General features: G+C 41.9%; 16 protein-coding genes. 6 read left to right on the top strand and 10 right to left on the bottom strand.

Features of this window, described 5'->3' with window-relative positions; all coding sequences use genetic code 11:
• Positions 1-19: 19 nt before the first annotated feature.
• The 3 genes from IRQ78_RS13020 (at position 20) to IRQ78_RS13010 (ending at position 2,132) form a co-directional block, all read left to right on the top strand.
• On the top strand, positions 20-760 hold the full coding sequence (locus IRQ78_RS13020) for a phosphoadenylyl-sulfate reductase (protein WP_194442446.1): 741 nt from the start codon (positions 20-22) through the stop codon (positions 758-760).
• A gap of 100 nt (positions 761-860) precedes the next feature.
• Complete coding sequence (locus IRQ78_RS13015; RefSeq protein ID WP_194442445.1) at positions 861-1,589, top strand: substrate-binding periplasmic protein; 729 nt, start codon at positions 861-863, stop codon at positions 1,587-1,589.
• Between the two features lie 12 nt (positions 1,590-1,601).
• Positions 1,602-2,132, top strand: a complete 531-nt coding sequence (locus IRQ78_RS13010; protein WP_194442444.1) for a DUF4124 domain-containing protein — start codon at positions 1,602-1,604, stop codon at positions 2,130-2,132.
• A gap of 8 nt (positions 2,133-2,140) precedes the next feature.
• Here IRQ78_RS13010 and IRQ78_RS13005 read toward each other — a convergent pair whose 3' ends face one another.
• The 4 genes from IRQ78_RS13005 to IRQ78_RS12990 form a co-directional block, all read right to left on the bottom strand.
• On the bottom strand, positions 2,141-2,386 hold the full coding sequence (locus tag IRQ78_RS13005; protein ID WP_194442443.1) for a hypothetical protein: 246 nt from the start codon (positions 2,384-2,386) through the stop codon (positions 2,141-2,143).
• Between the two features lie 212 nt (positions 2,387-2,598).
• Positions 2,599-5,349, bottom strand: a complete 2,751-nt coding sequence (gene acnA / locus IRQ78_RS13000; protein WP_138599057.1) for an aconitate hydratase AcnA — start codon at positions 5,347-5,349, stop codon at positions 2,599-2,601.
• Between the two features lie 220 nt (positions 5,350-5,569).
• Positions 5,570-5,989 (bottom strand): hypothetical protein, encoded by a 420-nt coding sequence (locus tag IRQ78_RS12995; RefSeq protein ID WP_054552384.1) that lies wholly within the window; start codon positions 5,987-5,989, stop codon positions 5,570-5,572.
• A 70-nt stretch (positions 5,990-6,059) separates the two neighbouring features.
• Positions 6,060-6,434, bottom strand: coding sequence for an RNA-binding S4 domain-containing protein (locus IRQ78_RS12990; RefSeq protein WP_194442513.1), 375 nt, complete (start codon positions 6,432-6,434; stop codon positions 6,060-6,062).
• A 235-nt stretch (positions 6,435-6,669) separates the two neighbouring features.
• On the opposite strand from IRQ78_RS12990, the gene IRQ78_RS12985 reads away from it, so the two are divergent.
• Positions 6,670-6,957, top strand: a complete 288-nt coding sequence (locus IRQ78_RS12985) for a hypothetical protein (protein ID WP_062566674.1) — start codon at positions 6,670-6,672, stop codon at positions 6,955-6,957.
• Positions 6,958-7,014: 57 nt separating this feature from the next.
• Positions 7,015-7,677 (top strand): hypothetical protein, encoded by a 663-nt coding sequence (locus IRQ78_RS12980; protein WP_194442442.1) that lies wholly within the window; start codon positions 7,015-7,017, stop codon positions 7,675-7,677.
• Here the strand turns inward: IRQ78_RS12980 and IRQ78_RS12975 are convergent.
• The 5 genes from IRQ78_RS12975 to glnA form a co-directional block, all read right to left on the bottom strand.
• Positions 7,674-8,132, bottom strand: coding sequence for a cyclic nucleotide-binding domain-containing protein (locus tag IRQ78_RS12975; RefSeq protein ID WP_138599054.1), 459 nt, complete (start codon positions 8,130-8,132; stop codon positions 7,674-7,676). The genes IRQ78_RS12980 and IRQ78_RS12975 overlap by 4 nt on opposite strands.
• Positions 8,133-8,156: 24 nt before the next feature.
• On the bottom strand, positions 8,157-9,542 hold the full coding sequence (ntrC, locus tag IRQ78_RS12970) for a nitrogen regulation protein NR(I) (protein WP_054552388.1): 1,386 nt from the start codon (positions 9,540-9,542) through the stop codon (positions 8,157-8,159).
• 18 nt (positions 9,543-9,560) lie between these two features.
• Positions 9,561-10,631 carry a nitrogen regulation protein NR(II) gene (gene glnL, locus IRQ78_RS12965; protein WP_054552389.1) on the bottom strand — a complete coding sequence of 357 codons (1,071 nt, stop codon included), beginning with the start codon at positions 10,629-10,631 and terminating at the stop codon, positions 9,561-9,563.
• Positions 10,632-10,711: 80 nt separating this feature from the next.
• Entirely contained in the window at positions 10,712-11,248 is a 537-nt protein-coding gene (locus tag IRQ78_RS12960) for a DUF4124 domain-containing protein (RefSeq protein ID WP_194442441.1), read from the bottom strand.
• Positions 11,249-11,366: 118 nt separating this feature from the next.
• Positions 11,367-12,773, bottom strand: coding sequence for a glutamate--ammonia ligase (glnA, locus tag IRQ78_RS12955; protein WP_054552391.1), 1,407 nt, complete (start codon positions 12,771-12,773; stop codon positions 11,367-11,369).
• 507 nt (positions 12,774-13,280) lie between these two features.
• Here glnA and typA point away from each other — a divergent pair.
• The gene (typA, locus tag IRQ78_RS12950; RefSeq protein ID WP_054552393.1) at positions 13,281-15,104 is read left to right on the top strand and encodes a translational GTPase TypA; all 1,824 of its coding nucleotides are present in this window, start codon (positions 13,281-13,283) and stop codon (positions 15,102-15,104) included.
• 158 nt (positions 15,105-15,262) lie between these two features.
• Here typA and IRQ78_RS20800 read toward each other — a convergent pair whose 3' ends face one another.
• Complete coding sequence (locus tag IRQ78_RS20800; RefSeq protein ID WP_138602026.1) at positions 15,263-15,367, bottom strand: IS3 family transposase; 105 nt, start codon at positions 15,365-15,367, stop codon at positions 15,263-15,265.
• Positions 15,368-15,377: the final 10 nt, after the last annotated feature.

The following is a 15,377-nucleotide window of genomic DNA, read 5'->3' as shown; positions in this document are numbered from 1 at the left end:
TTAAGGTTTGGAATTAACCATGAGTGAATTTAAAGACATCTTAACGATGAGCAAAGAAGACCAAACAGCCATGCTGGCTGATATTAATGGTCTTCTGACTGATAAAAGCGCAGAAGAGCGTGTTGCGTGGGCACTTGAAAACTTACCAAGCACGCACTTTTTGTCGTCTAGCTTTGGTATTCAAGCGGCGGTGATGTTGCACTTAGTGACATCACAGCAGCCAGATATTCCTGTGGTACTGACTGATACGGGTTATTTGTTCCCTGAAACCTATCAGTTCATCGAGCAAATGACGGAGCGACTTTCGCTTAATCTTAAGGTTTATAAAGCACAGCTTAGCCCAGCGTGGCAAGAAGCAAAGTTTGGTAAACTTTGGGAGCAAGGTGAAGAGGGTATTAAGCAGTACAATCAACTGAATAAAGTTGAGCCAATGACTCGCGCTTTAAACGAGCTGCAAGCAGGCACCTGGTTTAGTGGTTTGCGTCGTGATCAGTCATCAAGCCGTGCTGATAAGCAAATTGTTGAAATTAGCCGTGGCACAGTGAAAGTGTACCCACTTATCGAGTGGAATAACCGCGATATTTATCAGTATCTAACTAAGCATGATTTGCCGTATCACCCGCTTTGGGAGCAAGGTTATGTGTCTATGGGTGATGTTCACACCACCCGTAAACTTGAGCCTGGCATGACAGAAGAAGAAACGCGTTTCTTCGGTTTAAACCGTGAATGTGGCTTACATATTGATGGTGACGGTATCTAATCCTAAATTCCTATCAGAATTTTCTCAAAGCGCAGCTTAGCCTGCGCTTTTTTTGTGCTATTTATATACAATCCCTGGCTCAATTTTATGAGAGAAAATTATGAGTCGTGCCGTTGTTTTTTTATTATTGCTATTAATTACGCCTTTAGTGCGAGCAGAAACTTTACGTGTTGCGTTGTATGACACGGATTACCCACCTTATCATTTTGTTGATAGCGGTCAAAAAGGCCTAGTCGCTGATCTATTAAGCCGCTTTGCCGAAAAATATAATTATGATCTTCAGTACATGCTGGTACCAGAAGTGCGTTCGCAGCATTTACTTGATGAGGGTCAGGTTGATGTTCGTTTAGAGTCTGAGCAATGGTATCGTGGAGATAATCAATATTATTGGAGTGATAGTATTGCGATTGTTGAAGATATTTTAGTTATGCCCAGAGGTTGTCATATTCCAGCGATTGATGAGCTCGGCGGCTATGTGTTGATGGCTCGCTTTGGTTACACTTACCCGCAATTTGAAGCATTGTTTTCAGCTGGCAAGTTGCATCGTGAAGATTTTTACTCTGAAATAGATATGTTGAATGCTTTAGTCGATATGCAGCAAAATCAACGTGTTGCCGTCATCTCAAAAAACACATTGCAGTGGTATGCCTCAAGAAATCATGTCTTTAAGAAATTCACGGTAAGTGATTACAGTGTGGGCAGAGCGCCGATGCAATTACAGTTTACATACAATGAAAAAGGTAAGCATATGAGCGAGCAATTTAACGAATTTATGAAAAATCTTAAATCATCCGGTGAATTTGCTAAGATTGAGAGTAACTACCAATAATCGGTAAATGGAATGATTAAGCGTTTTTGTTATCTTGCGGTTATGTTGCTACTGACCAGTGTTGCCCTGCTGTTTTATATTAAAAAGCCAGACGGTAAACCTTACCTAGAGCTGAGCATGTTCGAGCGTTACTCAGAAAAAGTAAGTGGTGATGTGAGTGATTTTGCTTCGCAAGGTGCCGATACACTGACCAGCCAAGCAAAAAAGCTCACTGAGAAGTTGAGCTTGAGCAAAAACGCGGATGCACCTGTCGTCGTGTATAAATGGCAAGATGAACATGGTCAGTGGCACTATGCTGATACCCCTCACCCTAATTACGTTAGTACTACAGTAACTTTGGATCCGAACGATATAACTGTGTTACCTGCAGAGACTTTTCAAGCTGATGAAAAGCAAGCAGCAACAGTTAAAACTGACGAAGTACCTTCAGTGCTTGGGGTATACGACCCTAAAAATGTACAAAAGATGATGCAAGATGCTGAGCAAGTAAAACAGCTTATGGAGCAACGTAATAAGCAACTTGAGCAGCAGCTCAAAGAGTAAGGTGGGAATTAGCTTTGTTTGTTTTGCGCTGTGAGATCGCTTTCCATTTTCATCAGTAAAATAGTGAGATAAATTTTGGTGGGTAACGAGAACAGCACACCAACAGCAATACACACTGCGCTTATCATAATGCCATGTATACCCATGCTATCACTTAAGTAATTGCCGGCTAATAAAGAATGCCCCAAAATGATTAGACAAATACCTAAAATAATAAAGGTTTTTAAGATTCGAATGATGGTTTGTTCAGTCATACAAGCACCTCACTTTAGCCTTAATTAAAGTGTAGGTACTGTTGTCATTAAGAGGATTGTTCTAAATCAAGCAAGTGTCGGTTATTTGTCTAATTTTAACGCGCTGGTTTTTATGCGCTTTTCATTTTTTGTAAATAAGTATGTTGGCCTAAACTGCAATTTATTGTAAAAAAGGGGCTGAAAATTCAGCCCCTTAGTTAACTTAAAAGCAATTACTGCTCAGCCAGCATATTACGCAGAACATACTGTAAAATACCGCCATGTTTGTAGTAGTCCCATTCTTTCGGGGTATCTATACGAACATCAACACTAAAGCTAATTTGTTTGCCTTCGCTGTTAGTGGCAATCACACTGACTTCATTGGTTTTGTCGTATAAGCCTTCAAAATCGAACGACTCTTGGCCGGTTAAACCGAGTGACTCATAGCTTTCACCTTCTTTAAATTGTAGGGGTAAAACACCCATACCAATCAGATTTGAACGGTGAATACGCTCATAACTTTGTGCAATAACGGCTTTAACACCAAGTAAAAGTGAACCTTTAGCAGCCCAGTCGCGTGATGAGCCTGTGCCATATTCCGCGCCCGCTAAAATAATCAGTGGCGTACCATCTTGCTGATATTGCATCGCTGCATCATAAATACTGGCGAGCTCATCACTTGGTTGCATACGGGTCACACCACCTTCGGTACCCGGTGCTAATAGATTACGTAAACGCACATTAGCAAAGGTACCGCGCATCATCACTTCGTGGTTACCACGACGCGAACCATACGAGTTAAATTGCGCTTTTTGCACACCGTGCTCTTGCAAGTAAAGACCTGCTGGCGCATCCGCTTTAATCGCACCTGCTGGCGAAATGTGGTCAGTGGTAACTGAGTCACCTAATTTTGCTAAACAGCGCGCACCACTAATGCTCGGAATGCCCGGAGGCTCAATCTCCATGCCATCAAAGAATGGCGCTTTTTTGATGTAGGTTGACGCATCATCCCAATCATAAAGTTTGCCATCAGGAATTTGAATTTTCTGCCAACGATCATCACCTTGATACACATTGCCATAGCTTGATGCGAACATTTCTTTGGTCACGGTCTCGCGGACGAGTTCGTTTACCTCACTAACACTTGGCCAGATATTTTTTAGATAAATGTCATTACCATTAGGGTCTTGCGCAAGCGGCTCGTTATACACGTCTATATCTGTACGACCCGCAATTGCGTATGCAACCACAAGGGGTGGTGACGCTAAAAAGTTCATTTTCACATCTTGGTGAATACGGCCTTCAAAGTTACGGTTACCCGATAAAATAGAGCTTACAACTAGTTTATGCTTTTGAATAGCTTCACTGATTTCATCAGCTAGTGGGCCTGAGTTACCGATACAGGTTGTACAACCATAACCGACAAGGTTAAAGCCTAACGAATCTAAATCATCCATTAAGTCGGCTTTTTTCAAGTAATCAGTCACAACTTGTGAGCCAGGAGCAAGTGAGGTTTTAACCCATGGCTTAACCTTTAATCCTAATTGTTTGGCTTTTTTAGCCACTAGGCCAGCAGCTAAAATAACACTTGGGTTTGACGTGTTTGTACAACTTGTAATTGCAGCAATGACACAAGCACCATCATTAAGCTCAAACTCTTCGCCTTTAAAGTTAACCTTAGCTGCGCCCATAAACTGTGCTTCGTTTACTGGCTCATCAGGGTTAGTGGTTGGGCCCTCGTCTTCAATGCGCGCCTCTTGAACATCGCTTTTATCGCGATGTTGCATACGTTCTTCTTGAAAGCCTTTTAAATGCTCACCAATGATGCTACCTGCTTTATCAAGGGCAATTCTATCTTGCGGGCGCTTAGGTCCAGCAAGGCTTGGCACAACATCGTCAAGTGATAACTCTAGTGTGTCGGTATAATGAGCTTCATCGCCAGGGTTACGCCATAAACCTTGGTGCTTAGCATAGTCCTCGATGAGTTTAAGTTGTTTGTCATCGCGGTTAGTTAAACGTAGGTAGTTGATGGTTTCATCATCAATTGGGAAAATACCGCAGGTTGCACCATACTCAGGCGCCATGTTTGCAATAGTTGCACGGTCTGCAAGCGGTAAATCAGCAAGACCATCACCATAAAACTCAACAAATTTACCTACTACGCCATGCTTACGCAGCATTTCTGTCACGGTTAGTACAAGGTCGGTTGCAGTTGTGCCTTCTGGCAGGCGACCATTGAGCTTAAAGCCAACCACTTGTGGAATAAGTAAGCTAATCGGTTGACCAAGCATTGCGGCTTCGGCTTCAATACCACCGACACCCCAGCCTAGTACCCCAAGACCATTGATCATGGTGGTGTGCGAATCGGTTCCGACTAGGGTATCTGGGTAGGCGAGTGATTTACCATTTTTACTATCGTTAAATACCACGCGGGCTAAATATTCTAAATTAACTTGGTGTACGATGCCGGTTGCTGGTGGCACGACTTTCAAGTTATCGAAGGCAGTTTGCCCCCAGCGTAAAAATTCGTAACGCTCTTTGTTACGCTCATATTCAAGTTTTGCATTTAAGTCGAATGAACCATCTTCACCGTAGCCGTCAACTTGTACTGAATGGTCAATAACAAGCTCGGCAGGCGACAGCGGATTAATCTTCGCAGGGTCGCCGCCAAGTTTTTCCATGGCATCACGCATCGCGGCTAAATCGACAATGGCGGGTACGCCGGTAAAATCTTGCATGACAACACGAGCAGGCGTAAACGCTACCTCTGCTGATGGTTTCGCTTGAGGGTCCCAGTTTAATAAGGCATCGATATCTTGCTTTTTAATATTAACGCCATCTTCATTGCGCAACAGGTTTTCAAGTAAGATTTTTAGAGAGAATGGCAGACGTTTTGCTTTGTCGCCTAAACCTTGTAAAGAGTGAATATGATATTGCTCACCATTAATCGTAAGCTGCTTTTGGGTATCAAAACTGTTATTCATTATTTGCCCCTGTGGTTTGAGCAAGCAATTTGGCTTGCTTTGTTGTTTCCTTTTCGAAATAGACACAGTGTTATTGCAAACTTAATACCAGCTGAGAAATTCATCTAGCTGATGAAAAAATATGCTACCTAATATAGTTGCTGCTGATGTGATTTATTTCAAGGGAAGGAGGCAGATAAAAAGGGTAGTCACTTTAAACTACCCTCAGAAATAAGTGTTTTTAGTTAAGCCAGTTTTGTTGTTTACCTTTATGGCTAATAAACAGTAATAGTAAACCAATAACGATAACACACAATGGCATTGCTAATGCGCTAGTACCAAACATAGCAAGGCTATCTATCACCACAAAATTATAATATTGCTGGACTAATACGGCGATAAACGAGATTAAAAATAACTCGCGCGCAAGGGCTTTTTTTACCAGTAATAAGATGCTCGCGAAGCTTGCTGCAAACACGGCTATCGCAAAGGCAGCCGTTGACCAGAGCGGTATGTCGCGGTATGCGGCTTGTTGTGCTTCGGGGAGTTGGTTAATCATTTCGGGTGTGATCAACAGTTGCATTATAAACGCAATGACACCTAAAAGATTCCAAACAAGGGCTGCCCAAGCAAGTGGCTTGAGCCAAGCTGGAGGATTCATAAATCACCTTTTATTGTTGTTATTATCTGGTTCAATTAAAGGTGATTTATGCTAACTAAGCAAGCTCTAGTTAACCAAAAGAGATAGGGCGGCGACCGGTTTTTTCGTCTACTTTTGGTTTTTTAGTACGTTTACGCTTCGATTTTTTTGGCGCTTCTTCAGTACTTTGTGGTTGTGCTTTTTGTACAGGTTCCGGTGGGCGAGGATTCGGTGTTGCATTTTCGCTTAAAGTAAGTTGGAACAACTCACCATCGAAAGCCAACACGTCACCACTGTATAATTTTTTCCGTTTTATTGTACAAATTTCATAGTTAACCCCAACATAACCTTCACCAATTAAGGCTTTTGCTTGGCCGCCTGTTTCGACTAGGACGAGCACTTTTAACAAGTTGCATAACTCTATTGGCTCTTCTTCTAGTTCAATTTCGATGAAATCTTCGTTCATGTTGGTCTCTCTTAATTCAATCGCAGCCATTATAAAGCCTAGCACTCAATTGAACCAAGATTAAATTTTTAAGCTCTTCAGGCGGTTAAAATTTACAGCAATAAAAAATCTGACATTTTTATAAACAGTAAAAAAACTGCAGTATTTACTGGGTACACTGCGCGCGTTCGGAATTGGTGTACAAATTGCTAAATGCATGTCCGTTTCATTTTTTATTCGTTCAGGAGAAGTTGTAATGGGCGTAAGATCAGCGCTAAGAAAAGAGTTAATGGGTTTGCAAGATTCGTCATTGCTTGCTGCAGATGATGTGCGAGCTTTGTTAACGCAAACAATTAAATCTCAGCCTGAAAAGTCAGAACAAGGTTTTGCGTTAATTTCGCGTTTTAATGATAATCATAGCCAGTTAAGTTCAGGTGAAACAAATAAAGAAAAACTGCTTCAGCATCAAACTCACCGTTTATTTAAAGATATTTTATATACCCGTCAAAGTGTTAATAGTTGGCTAAAAAAACATCTTAATTAATTGATTTATTGTTTTTCTCACTTTAGACTACATTTGTAATCTAAAGTGAGAAAGAATATGAAAAGGATAATTTCGGCAGCCATATTTTTAATTTTGGCTGGTTGTCAGCAAGCTACAGTCTACGTATACACAGAAAATCTTGAACAGTCGCAGTTGCAATTATTAGAGCAAGCATTAAATAAGCAAAGCTTACCCTATGAATACACTCAGCTCCCAGTGCCAAGAGAGTTTGCGGATGCAACCTTAATGTTATCGAGTGATAAAATCCTCACTCATGAAACTGAGCAACTTGCTGAAATTATGCAAGGATTGGGTTATGAAGTTGAAATCAAATACACCACAGATGCCAACCACTTTTACAATCATGGCAATATTGGCTTTTATTTAAAAGCTAAAAATACTACCACTAATTTTACTATGCCGGCTCGTGTACTCACCACAGGATGTGTTGAAGACAAGTATAATGATCTTGTTGTTACATTCAGTGATAAGCAAGCTCACTTTACTCTTGCTGGCGGTAGTAAAGTTACTCTTGATTGGGAATACTTATACGGCCACCTAGTCATTTATTATAAAAACTATTCGCAAAGTTACAGCCATTTAACGCCAGAAGTGAGTACCCCTTTTGGTATGAAACCATCAGACACCTACCGTTACACGGCTCGCGTTAATAGCCCAAGTTGGTTAAATTGCTCATTTCAAATTGTGTATATGGACTAGCTACGTGACTCAAGGTAAGTGCTTAACTTAGTAATACGTTCACTCATACCTTCGATTATGCGATCTTTAATTTTCTCGCGGATCACATTCGGCAAGCGGGTAAGTGCTTCAGGGGTGATAGCTAACAAAATGGTATCAACTTTTGCGCGCGCACTCGTACTGTGCTCGCGGTTATTGATAAAAGCACCTTCACCGATAAATTCACCAGGCTCAATCGTGCCAAGTTCAAGAAGATGGCTTTGTTTGAATACCATCAGTGAGCCGCTTAGCACAATATAAAGCCGCTTATCAGTATCGTATTGTTTGAAAACAGCGCGGCCTTGCTTGACCAAATATAAATGGCTAAATGACTCTAATAACACTTGTCGTTCGCTTAATGTGAACTCTCTAAAAAATGGTAATCTGTTAATAATTTCCATTTGTTTAATTAGTGGAATGTGCTCGATTAAATTCATTGACTCACATTGGTTTGCGCGAAATTAGCTAATATTGCGCTCTTTTAGCTTGCGGGTCAATGTATTACGACCCCAGCCGATCTTCACTGCGGCTTCTTGCTTGTGCCCAGCACAGTTGGCAAGAGCAGTTTTAATCAAGCGAGTCTCGAGTTGTGCTTGAATGGCAGGCCAAATATTCTCTTTACCTTGTTTAAGTTCAAGGTTAAGCCATTGTTGAAATGCATCTAGCCAGTCGCCTTCTTGCTCGATTGGTGTAACTGCGACGATTTCAGGTGGTAAATCTTGTTCACTAATAAGTTCACCCGGCGCCATAACGGTTAACCAACGGCAGGTGTTTTCTAATTGGCGCACGTTACCTGGCCAGTTAAATAGGCGTAGTTGCTCAGTGGCTTTTGGGCTTAAAATTTTGCTGTCAACTTGCAGCTCTTTGGCACTTTTATGTAAAAAGTGTTGTGCTAGTCGTTCAATATCTTCCGTACGCTCACGCAGCGCGGGTAAGCGTAAACGCACTACGTTTAAGCGGTGGAATAAGTCGTCACGAAACTTACCTTGTTTTACCAAGTCTTCGAGGTTTTGGTGCGTTGCAGCAATAATACGTACATCAACTTTAATACTTTGATGGCCGCCCACGCGGTAAAACTCACCATCGGCTAACACGCGTAATAAACGTGTTTGAACGTCGAGTGGCATATCACCAATTTCATCTAAAAATAAAGTGCCACCATTCGCCTGTTCGAAACGGCCTTTACGAATGCTGTCGGCTCCAGTAAATGCGCCTTTTTCGTGGCCAAATAACTCTGACTCAACTAATTCTTTAGGAATGGCAGCCATATTCAGAGCTATAAATTGGTTTTCTTTGCGTGGGCTGTGGTTATGCAGGGCGCTTGCAACTAGCTCTTTACCTGTCCCTGACTCACCATTAATCAGCACGCTCATACTTGATGCTGATAATTTACCGATCGCGCGAAACACCTCTTGCATTGCAGGTGCTTCACCGATGATATGCGCATTGGTTTGTGGTGCTTGTTTGCGTTTAGTTTTCTTCGTTGAGTTAGCACGACAGGCGCTTTCTACCAGTGCCACGGCTTCGTCTAAGTCAAACGGTTTGGCGAGGTACTCAAACGCCCCTTTTTGGAAGGCATTTACCGCCGAATCTAAATCCGAGTGAGCTGTCATGATAATAACAGGTAAGCCAGGATTTTGCTCGGCAATTGTTTCGAGTAACGCCATGCCGTCCATGCCAGGCATACGCACATCAGATACCAATACCGTGGGCTGGCTAAACTTTAATGCGTTAAGCACATCTTGTGCGTTTGCATAGCTTTCAGTGTCAAATCCTGCACGTGCCAACGCTTTTTCCAATACAAAGCGAATTGAGGCATCATCATCAACTAACCAGACTGTTTTCATGACTACTCCAAAAAACCATTAATCCGTAAAAGGCAAATAGATATTAAATTCTGTATGGCCTGGCCAACTGTCACAATCAATGTGGCCGTCATGTTGGTCAACCAAGGTTTGCGCTATCGATAAACCAAGCCCTGATCCATTTTCTTTGTTGGTGATCATTGGGTAGAACAAGGTTTCACGTAAGCTCTTGTCTATACCTGGGCCGTTATCCGAAATTTGGATCAGCAAGGTTTTTTTCGGTGCCTTACCCGGGCGCCTGTGTTGATGATTGATGCGAGTTTTTATTCTTATCTCGCCACCATCAACAAGTGCCTGTTGTGCATTACGAATAATGTTCAGTACCACTTGCTGAATTTTACTCTGATCTATGTATACACTCGGTATACTTGGATCATAGTCTTTCACTAAAGTGATATTGGCATTGTTGTCTAACATGCTCAGTTTAATCACCGACTCTAACGCTTGGTGAATATTGCCATGGGATTTGTGTGGCAGTTGATTCGGACCAAGTAAACGGTCGACAAGCTCGCGTAAACGGTCTGCTTGTTCAATGATTAATTCGGCACATTGATCACGTTCTTGCTGATCAACCTCATACTGCAATAATTGCGCCGCTCCGCGAATTCCACCTAAAGGATTTTTAATTTCATGTGCTAAACCACGAATAAGGTTACGGGCAGCTTGATATTGATGCATTTGATTCGAAGCTTGGTCATGGCGAATTTCATCATCCATTTGGCGGCATTCGAACAGGATATAATTTTCATCGTTGCTACTTATTCGGCGTGTGCTAATAGTTAACTTGGCATGGCGAGAATCGACGAACACCACGTCAGCTCTATGTTGGTGGCAATCGACACCATCAAACAACGAATACTGAGCAATACGTTTTAAATCTATCGAGTGGTAGTTAAATAGGTTGTCGAACGGTTGGTTGATGATACGTTTTGGGCCTAAACCTAAAAGCTCACTGGCGCTATCGTTTGCGTAAACCAGTTTAAAATCATGATCGAGTAAAATAACGGCAGTACTTAAATTTTTCCAAATACTGTCGAGTAATTGAGAATTAAAATGTAGATCTCTGAGCATGTTTGCACCATTTTAGTGCGTTTCAATTTAGTGCAGCTTAGCATAGTCTTTTTGCTTTGCGAGACATCATGTCGAAAATTCTAATTTCCGTTATTAATTGAAGTTCTGTGCATGAAAAAAGTGCTGACAGGGCTAACTGAAACGAGTTTATTATTTGCATCAAAAAGTTTCGCTTGTAATGTGTGTTCGCCTCGAAAGACCTCTCTTAGAGCAAAGGTCGTGCTATTACTTGGTGCGCCATGAGGTGAACCATCAACGAGTAATTGAACTTTGAAACCAGTTTCAAAACGGGGGCTGATTCGTGTAGTAACATAAACAGAACCTGTATTTTCTCTCACAGTTTCTTCATTTGCGGGGGCTGCAATTGACACTTTAAAGTTAACAGGGACTGCACTTGGAGCAGTATCAAGAATACTGGTATCAGCTGCAGGCATTGTAAGGTTTTGGGTATTTAACTTGACCTCAGTAGCACCGGGGCGAGGAGTATCAGAAAATACTAATACACCATTCTCATCTTTCCAAGAATAGACTTTTTGTGCTGCTGTATAACCAAAAAAGCTTGCAAATAAAAACGATAATACCAATAAGGTTGTGCTTTTCACCCTGCGACCCTGCATTTTTTCACTTAACTAAAACTGTAGAGTAGAACCCGCTCAATTACCATTAAAAAAGCCCGCAGAGCGGGCTTGAGAACACACATTTATTATCTTTTAGATAATTCTGATACAGCGTGTATTACACGCTGTAGTACATTTCGAACTCAACTGGGTGAGTTGTCATGTTAAGTTTTTCAACTTCTTGGCTCTTAAGCGCGATGTATGCATCGATTAGGTCATCAGTGAATACGCCACCTTGAGTTAAGAACTCACGGTCTGCGTCTAATGATGCAAGTGCTTCTTGTAAAGAAGATGCAACTTGTGGGATCTCAGCTGCTTCTTCAGCAGGTAGATCGTATAAGTCTTTATCCATTGCATCGCCAGGGTGGATCTTGTTCTTGATACCGTCTAGGCCAGCCATAAGCATTGCAGAGAATGCTAAGTATGGGTTCGCAGTTGGATCAGGGAAACGTACTTCGATACGACGTGCTTTTGCAGACGGTACCACTGGGATTCGGATTGAAGCAGAACGGTTACGTGCAGAGTATGCAAGCATTACAGGAGCTTCGAAGCCTGGTACTAAACGCTTGTATGAGTTCGTTGACGCGTTAGCGAATGCGTTGATTGCTTTAGCGTGCTTGATGATACCACCGATGTAGTAAAGTGCTTCTTCAGAAAGACCTGCGTATTTGTCACCCGCGAAGATGTTTACGCCATCTTTACCTAGAGATTGGTGACAGTGCATACCAGAACCGTTATCACCTACGATTGGTTTAGGCATGAATGTCGCTGTTTTTCCGTATAAGTGAGCCATGTTATGGATAACATATTTCATCTCTTGGATTTCGTCAGCTTTTAATACCATTGTATTGAAGCGAGTTGCGATCTCATTTTGACCTGCAGTTGCTACTTCGTGGTGGTGAGCTTCTACTACTTGACCTAGTTCTTCAAGAACTAAACAAGTTGCTGAACGCCAGTCATGTGATGAATCAACAGGTGAACACGGGAAGTAACCGCCTTTAACACCTGGACGGTGACCCATGTTACCGCCTTCATAATCTTTATCTGAGTTCCAAGCTGCTTCTACAGAATCGATTTTGTACATAGAACCAGACATGTCTGATTTGTATTTAACGTCATCAAAAAGGAAGAATTCTGGCTCTGGACCGAATAATACAGTGTCAGCAATACCAGTAGAGCGCATGTACTCTTCAGCGCGTTTTGCAACAGAACGTGGATCACGCTCGTAACCTTGAAGTGTTGAAGGCTCAACTACGTCACAACGTACGATTAGTGTAGCTTCTTCAGAAAACGGGTCCATTTTCGCAGACTCAGGAACAGGCATAAGTACCATGTCTGATTCGTTGATACCTTTCCAGCCAGCAATTGAAGAACCGTCAAACATTTTGCCGTCTTCGAAGAAGTCTTCATCAATTTGATGATGAGGAATAGAAACATGCTGTTCTTTACCTTTGGTATCAGTAAAGCGTAAATCAATGAACTTAACGTCATTTTCTTTGATAAAATCTAAAACCGATTGTGACATGTGTCCTCCAATTGTTGGGTTTTATTTTTGCTGCATTATTGCTTTTCGCTTATATAAGCTGGTTTCGTGCCATGTTTTTAACACCTTGTTTAGGCTTGTAAAAAGTGAACAGGGTTTCGTTTTGTTAACTTTTATTGCACTAAGTTGGTGCGTAAAAAGATCATTCTGGTGCGTAAAAAGTGCGACCTTGTTTTGCACAATTATTAAGCGTGCCAATTTTTCGGTTATGAACACGATTTAGTGCCAAAATATGGTTCAAAAACTAAAATTTCGCCAGTTTTGAGCTCAGATTCACTTTAATTTTCATAAATTTGTCATTTATAAAACAGATACTTATAAAAAGCCTGAAGAAAGTTTATAAATTTATATTGGATAAACTTTCATCCATGCCATTATTAAGGGATAATATGCGCCCTTTTAAATCCTATGCTGGGACATCTGGTGAAAACGCAGGTGACTGCGTAGATCTTGCAGGATCAATGAGATTCAATTTCTCTGAGAAAAAATATGAGCATCGAAAAGTTAAGAAATATAGCGATTATCGCCCACGTTGACCACGGTAAAACAACTTTGGTTGATAAACTGCTTGAGCAATCAGGCACATTAGAAACGCGCGGCGGTAACGAAGAGCGCGTAATGGACTCAAACGACATTGAGAAAGAACGTGGTATTACCATTTTAGCTAAGAACACAGCTATCTCTTGGAACGACTACCATATCAATATCGTAGACACCCCAGGACACGCCGACTTCGGTGGTGAAGTAGAACGCGTACTTTCGATGGCTGACTCAGTATTACTACTTGTTGATGCTCAAGAAGGTCCAATGCCGCAAACGCGTTTCGTAACGCAAAAAGCATTCGCACAAGGTTTAACGCCGATTGTTGTTATCAACAAAATCGACAAACCTGGTGCACGTCCTGACTGGGTTATGGACCAAGTTTTCGATTTATTCGATAACCTAGGTGCAACTGACGAACAGTTAGACTTTAAAGTAATCTATGCATCAGCTATCAACGGCTGGGCAACAATGGATTTAGACGAGCCATCAGATAACATGGAACCAATGTTCCAGATGATCGTTGACGAAGTATCTCCACCGGATGCAGATCCTGAAGGTGCTTTCCAAATGCAAATTTCTCAGCTTGACTACAACTCATACATCGGTGTTATCGGTGTAGGTCGTATCAAGCGTGGTACTGTTCGTCCTAACCAACAGGTGACTGTTGTAAGCGCAGACGGTACTAAGCGTAACGGTAAAGTTGGCCAAGTAATGAGTTACTTAGGCCTTGAGCGTCATGAAGCAGAATCTGCAGGCGCAGGTGACATCATTGCAATCACTGGTCTTGGTGAGCTGAAAATCTCAGACACTATCTGTGATGTAAATACCGTTGAAGCATTACCACCACTAAGCGTTGATGAGCCTACAGTAACAATGACGTTCTCTGTAAACACATCACCATTTGCTGGTAAAGAAGGTAAATTCGTAACGTCACGTAACATTCTTGAGCGTTTACAAGCTGAGCTTGTTCACAACGTTGCATTACGTGTTGAAGAAACTGACAACCCAGATAGCTTCCGTGTTTCTGGTCGTGGTGAGTTACACTTAGGTATCTTAATCGAGAACATGCGTCGTGAAGGTTACGAGCTTGCGGTATCTCGTCCACAAGTAATCCTTCGTGAAGTTGATGGTCAAAAAGAAGAGCCATACGAAACACTTACAATCGACTGTCAAGAAGAGCACCAAGGTTCTATCATGGAACAAATTGGTCTTCGTAAGGGTGAACTAACAGACATGTCTCCAGATGGTAAAGGCCGTGTACGTATGGACTTTATGATCCCAAGCCGTGGCTTAATTGGTTTCCAAACTGAATTCATGACATTAACGTCTGGTTCTGGTCTTCTTTACCACACATTCGATCACTACGGTCCACATAAAGGCGGCACTATCGGTGCTCGTAAGAATGGTGTAATGATTGCAAACGCAACTGGTAAAGCACTTACTAACGCATTATTCAACTTACAAGACCGTGGTAAGTTATTCATCGGTCACGGTGTTGAAGTTTACGAAGGTATGGTTATCGGTATCCACAGCCGTGACAACGACCTAACTGTAAACGCGCTTAAAGGTAAGCAACTTACAAACGTTCGTGCATCGGGTACAGATGAAGCACAAACGCTTGTTCCACCACTAAACTACACGCTTGAACAAGCGATTGAGTTCATCGATGATGACGAGTTAGTGGAAGTAACTCCTGAGAACATCCGCATTCGTAAGCGTCACTTAACTGAAAGTGAGCGTAAGCGTGCGAGCCGTGCAGCTAAAGACTAATAACGTTTTTTAGTTTTGCAAAATAGAAGCCGCCGTATTGAAAAATACGGCGGTTTTTTGTTGTAATGATTAGCCGTCAGCCGTCAGCCGTCAGCCGTCAGCCGTCAGCCGTCAGCCGTCAGCCGTCTGATCTGACCCCGATAAAGTAGACACGGGGTTTAATTAACTTGTTCGTACTGCATGGGACTTTTATACCCTAGGGTGCCATGCCTTCTTACTGAGTTGTAGTATTTTTCAATATAAAAATACGTTTGTGTTGTCATTTCACTACGA

Origin of the sequence: Pseudoalteromonas simplex (genome assembly GCF_015278155.1) — a bacterium.
In the GTDB taxonomy this organism is placed as follows: Bacteria; Pseudomonadota; Gammaproteobacteria; order Enterobacterales; family Alteromonadaceae; genus Pseudoalteromonas; species Pseudoalteromonas simplex.
The sequence above is the reverse complement of the archived record's forward strand: the minus strand, read 5'-3'. Positions and strand labels throughout refer to the sequence as shown.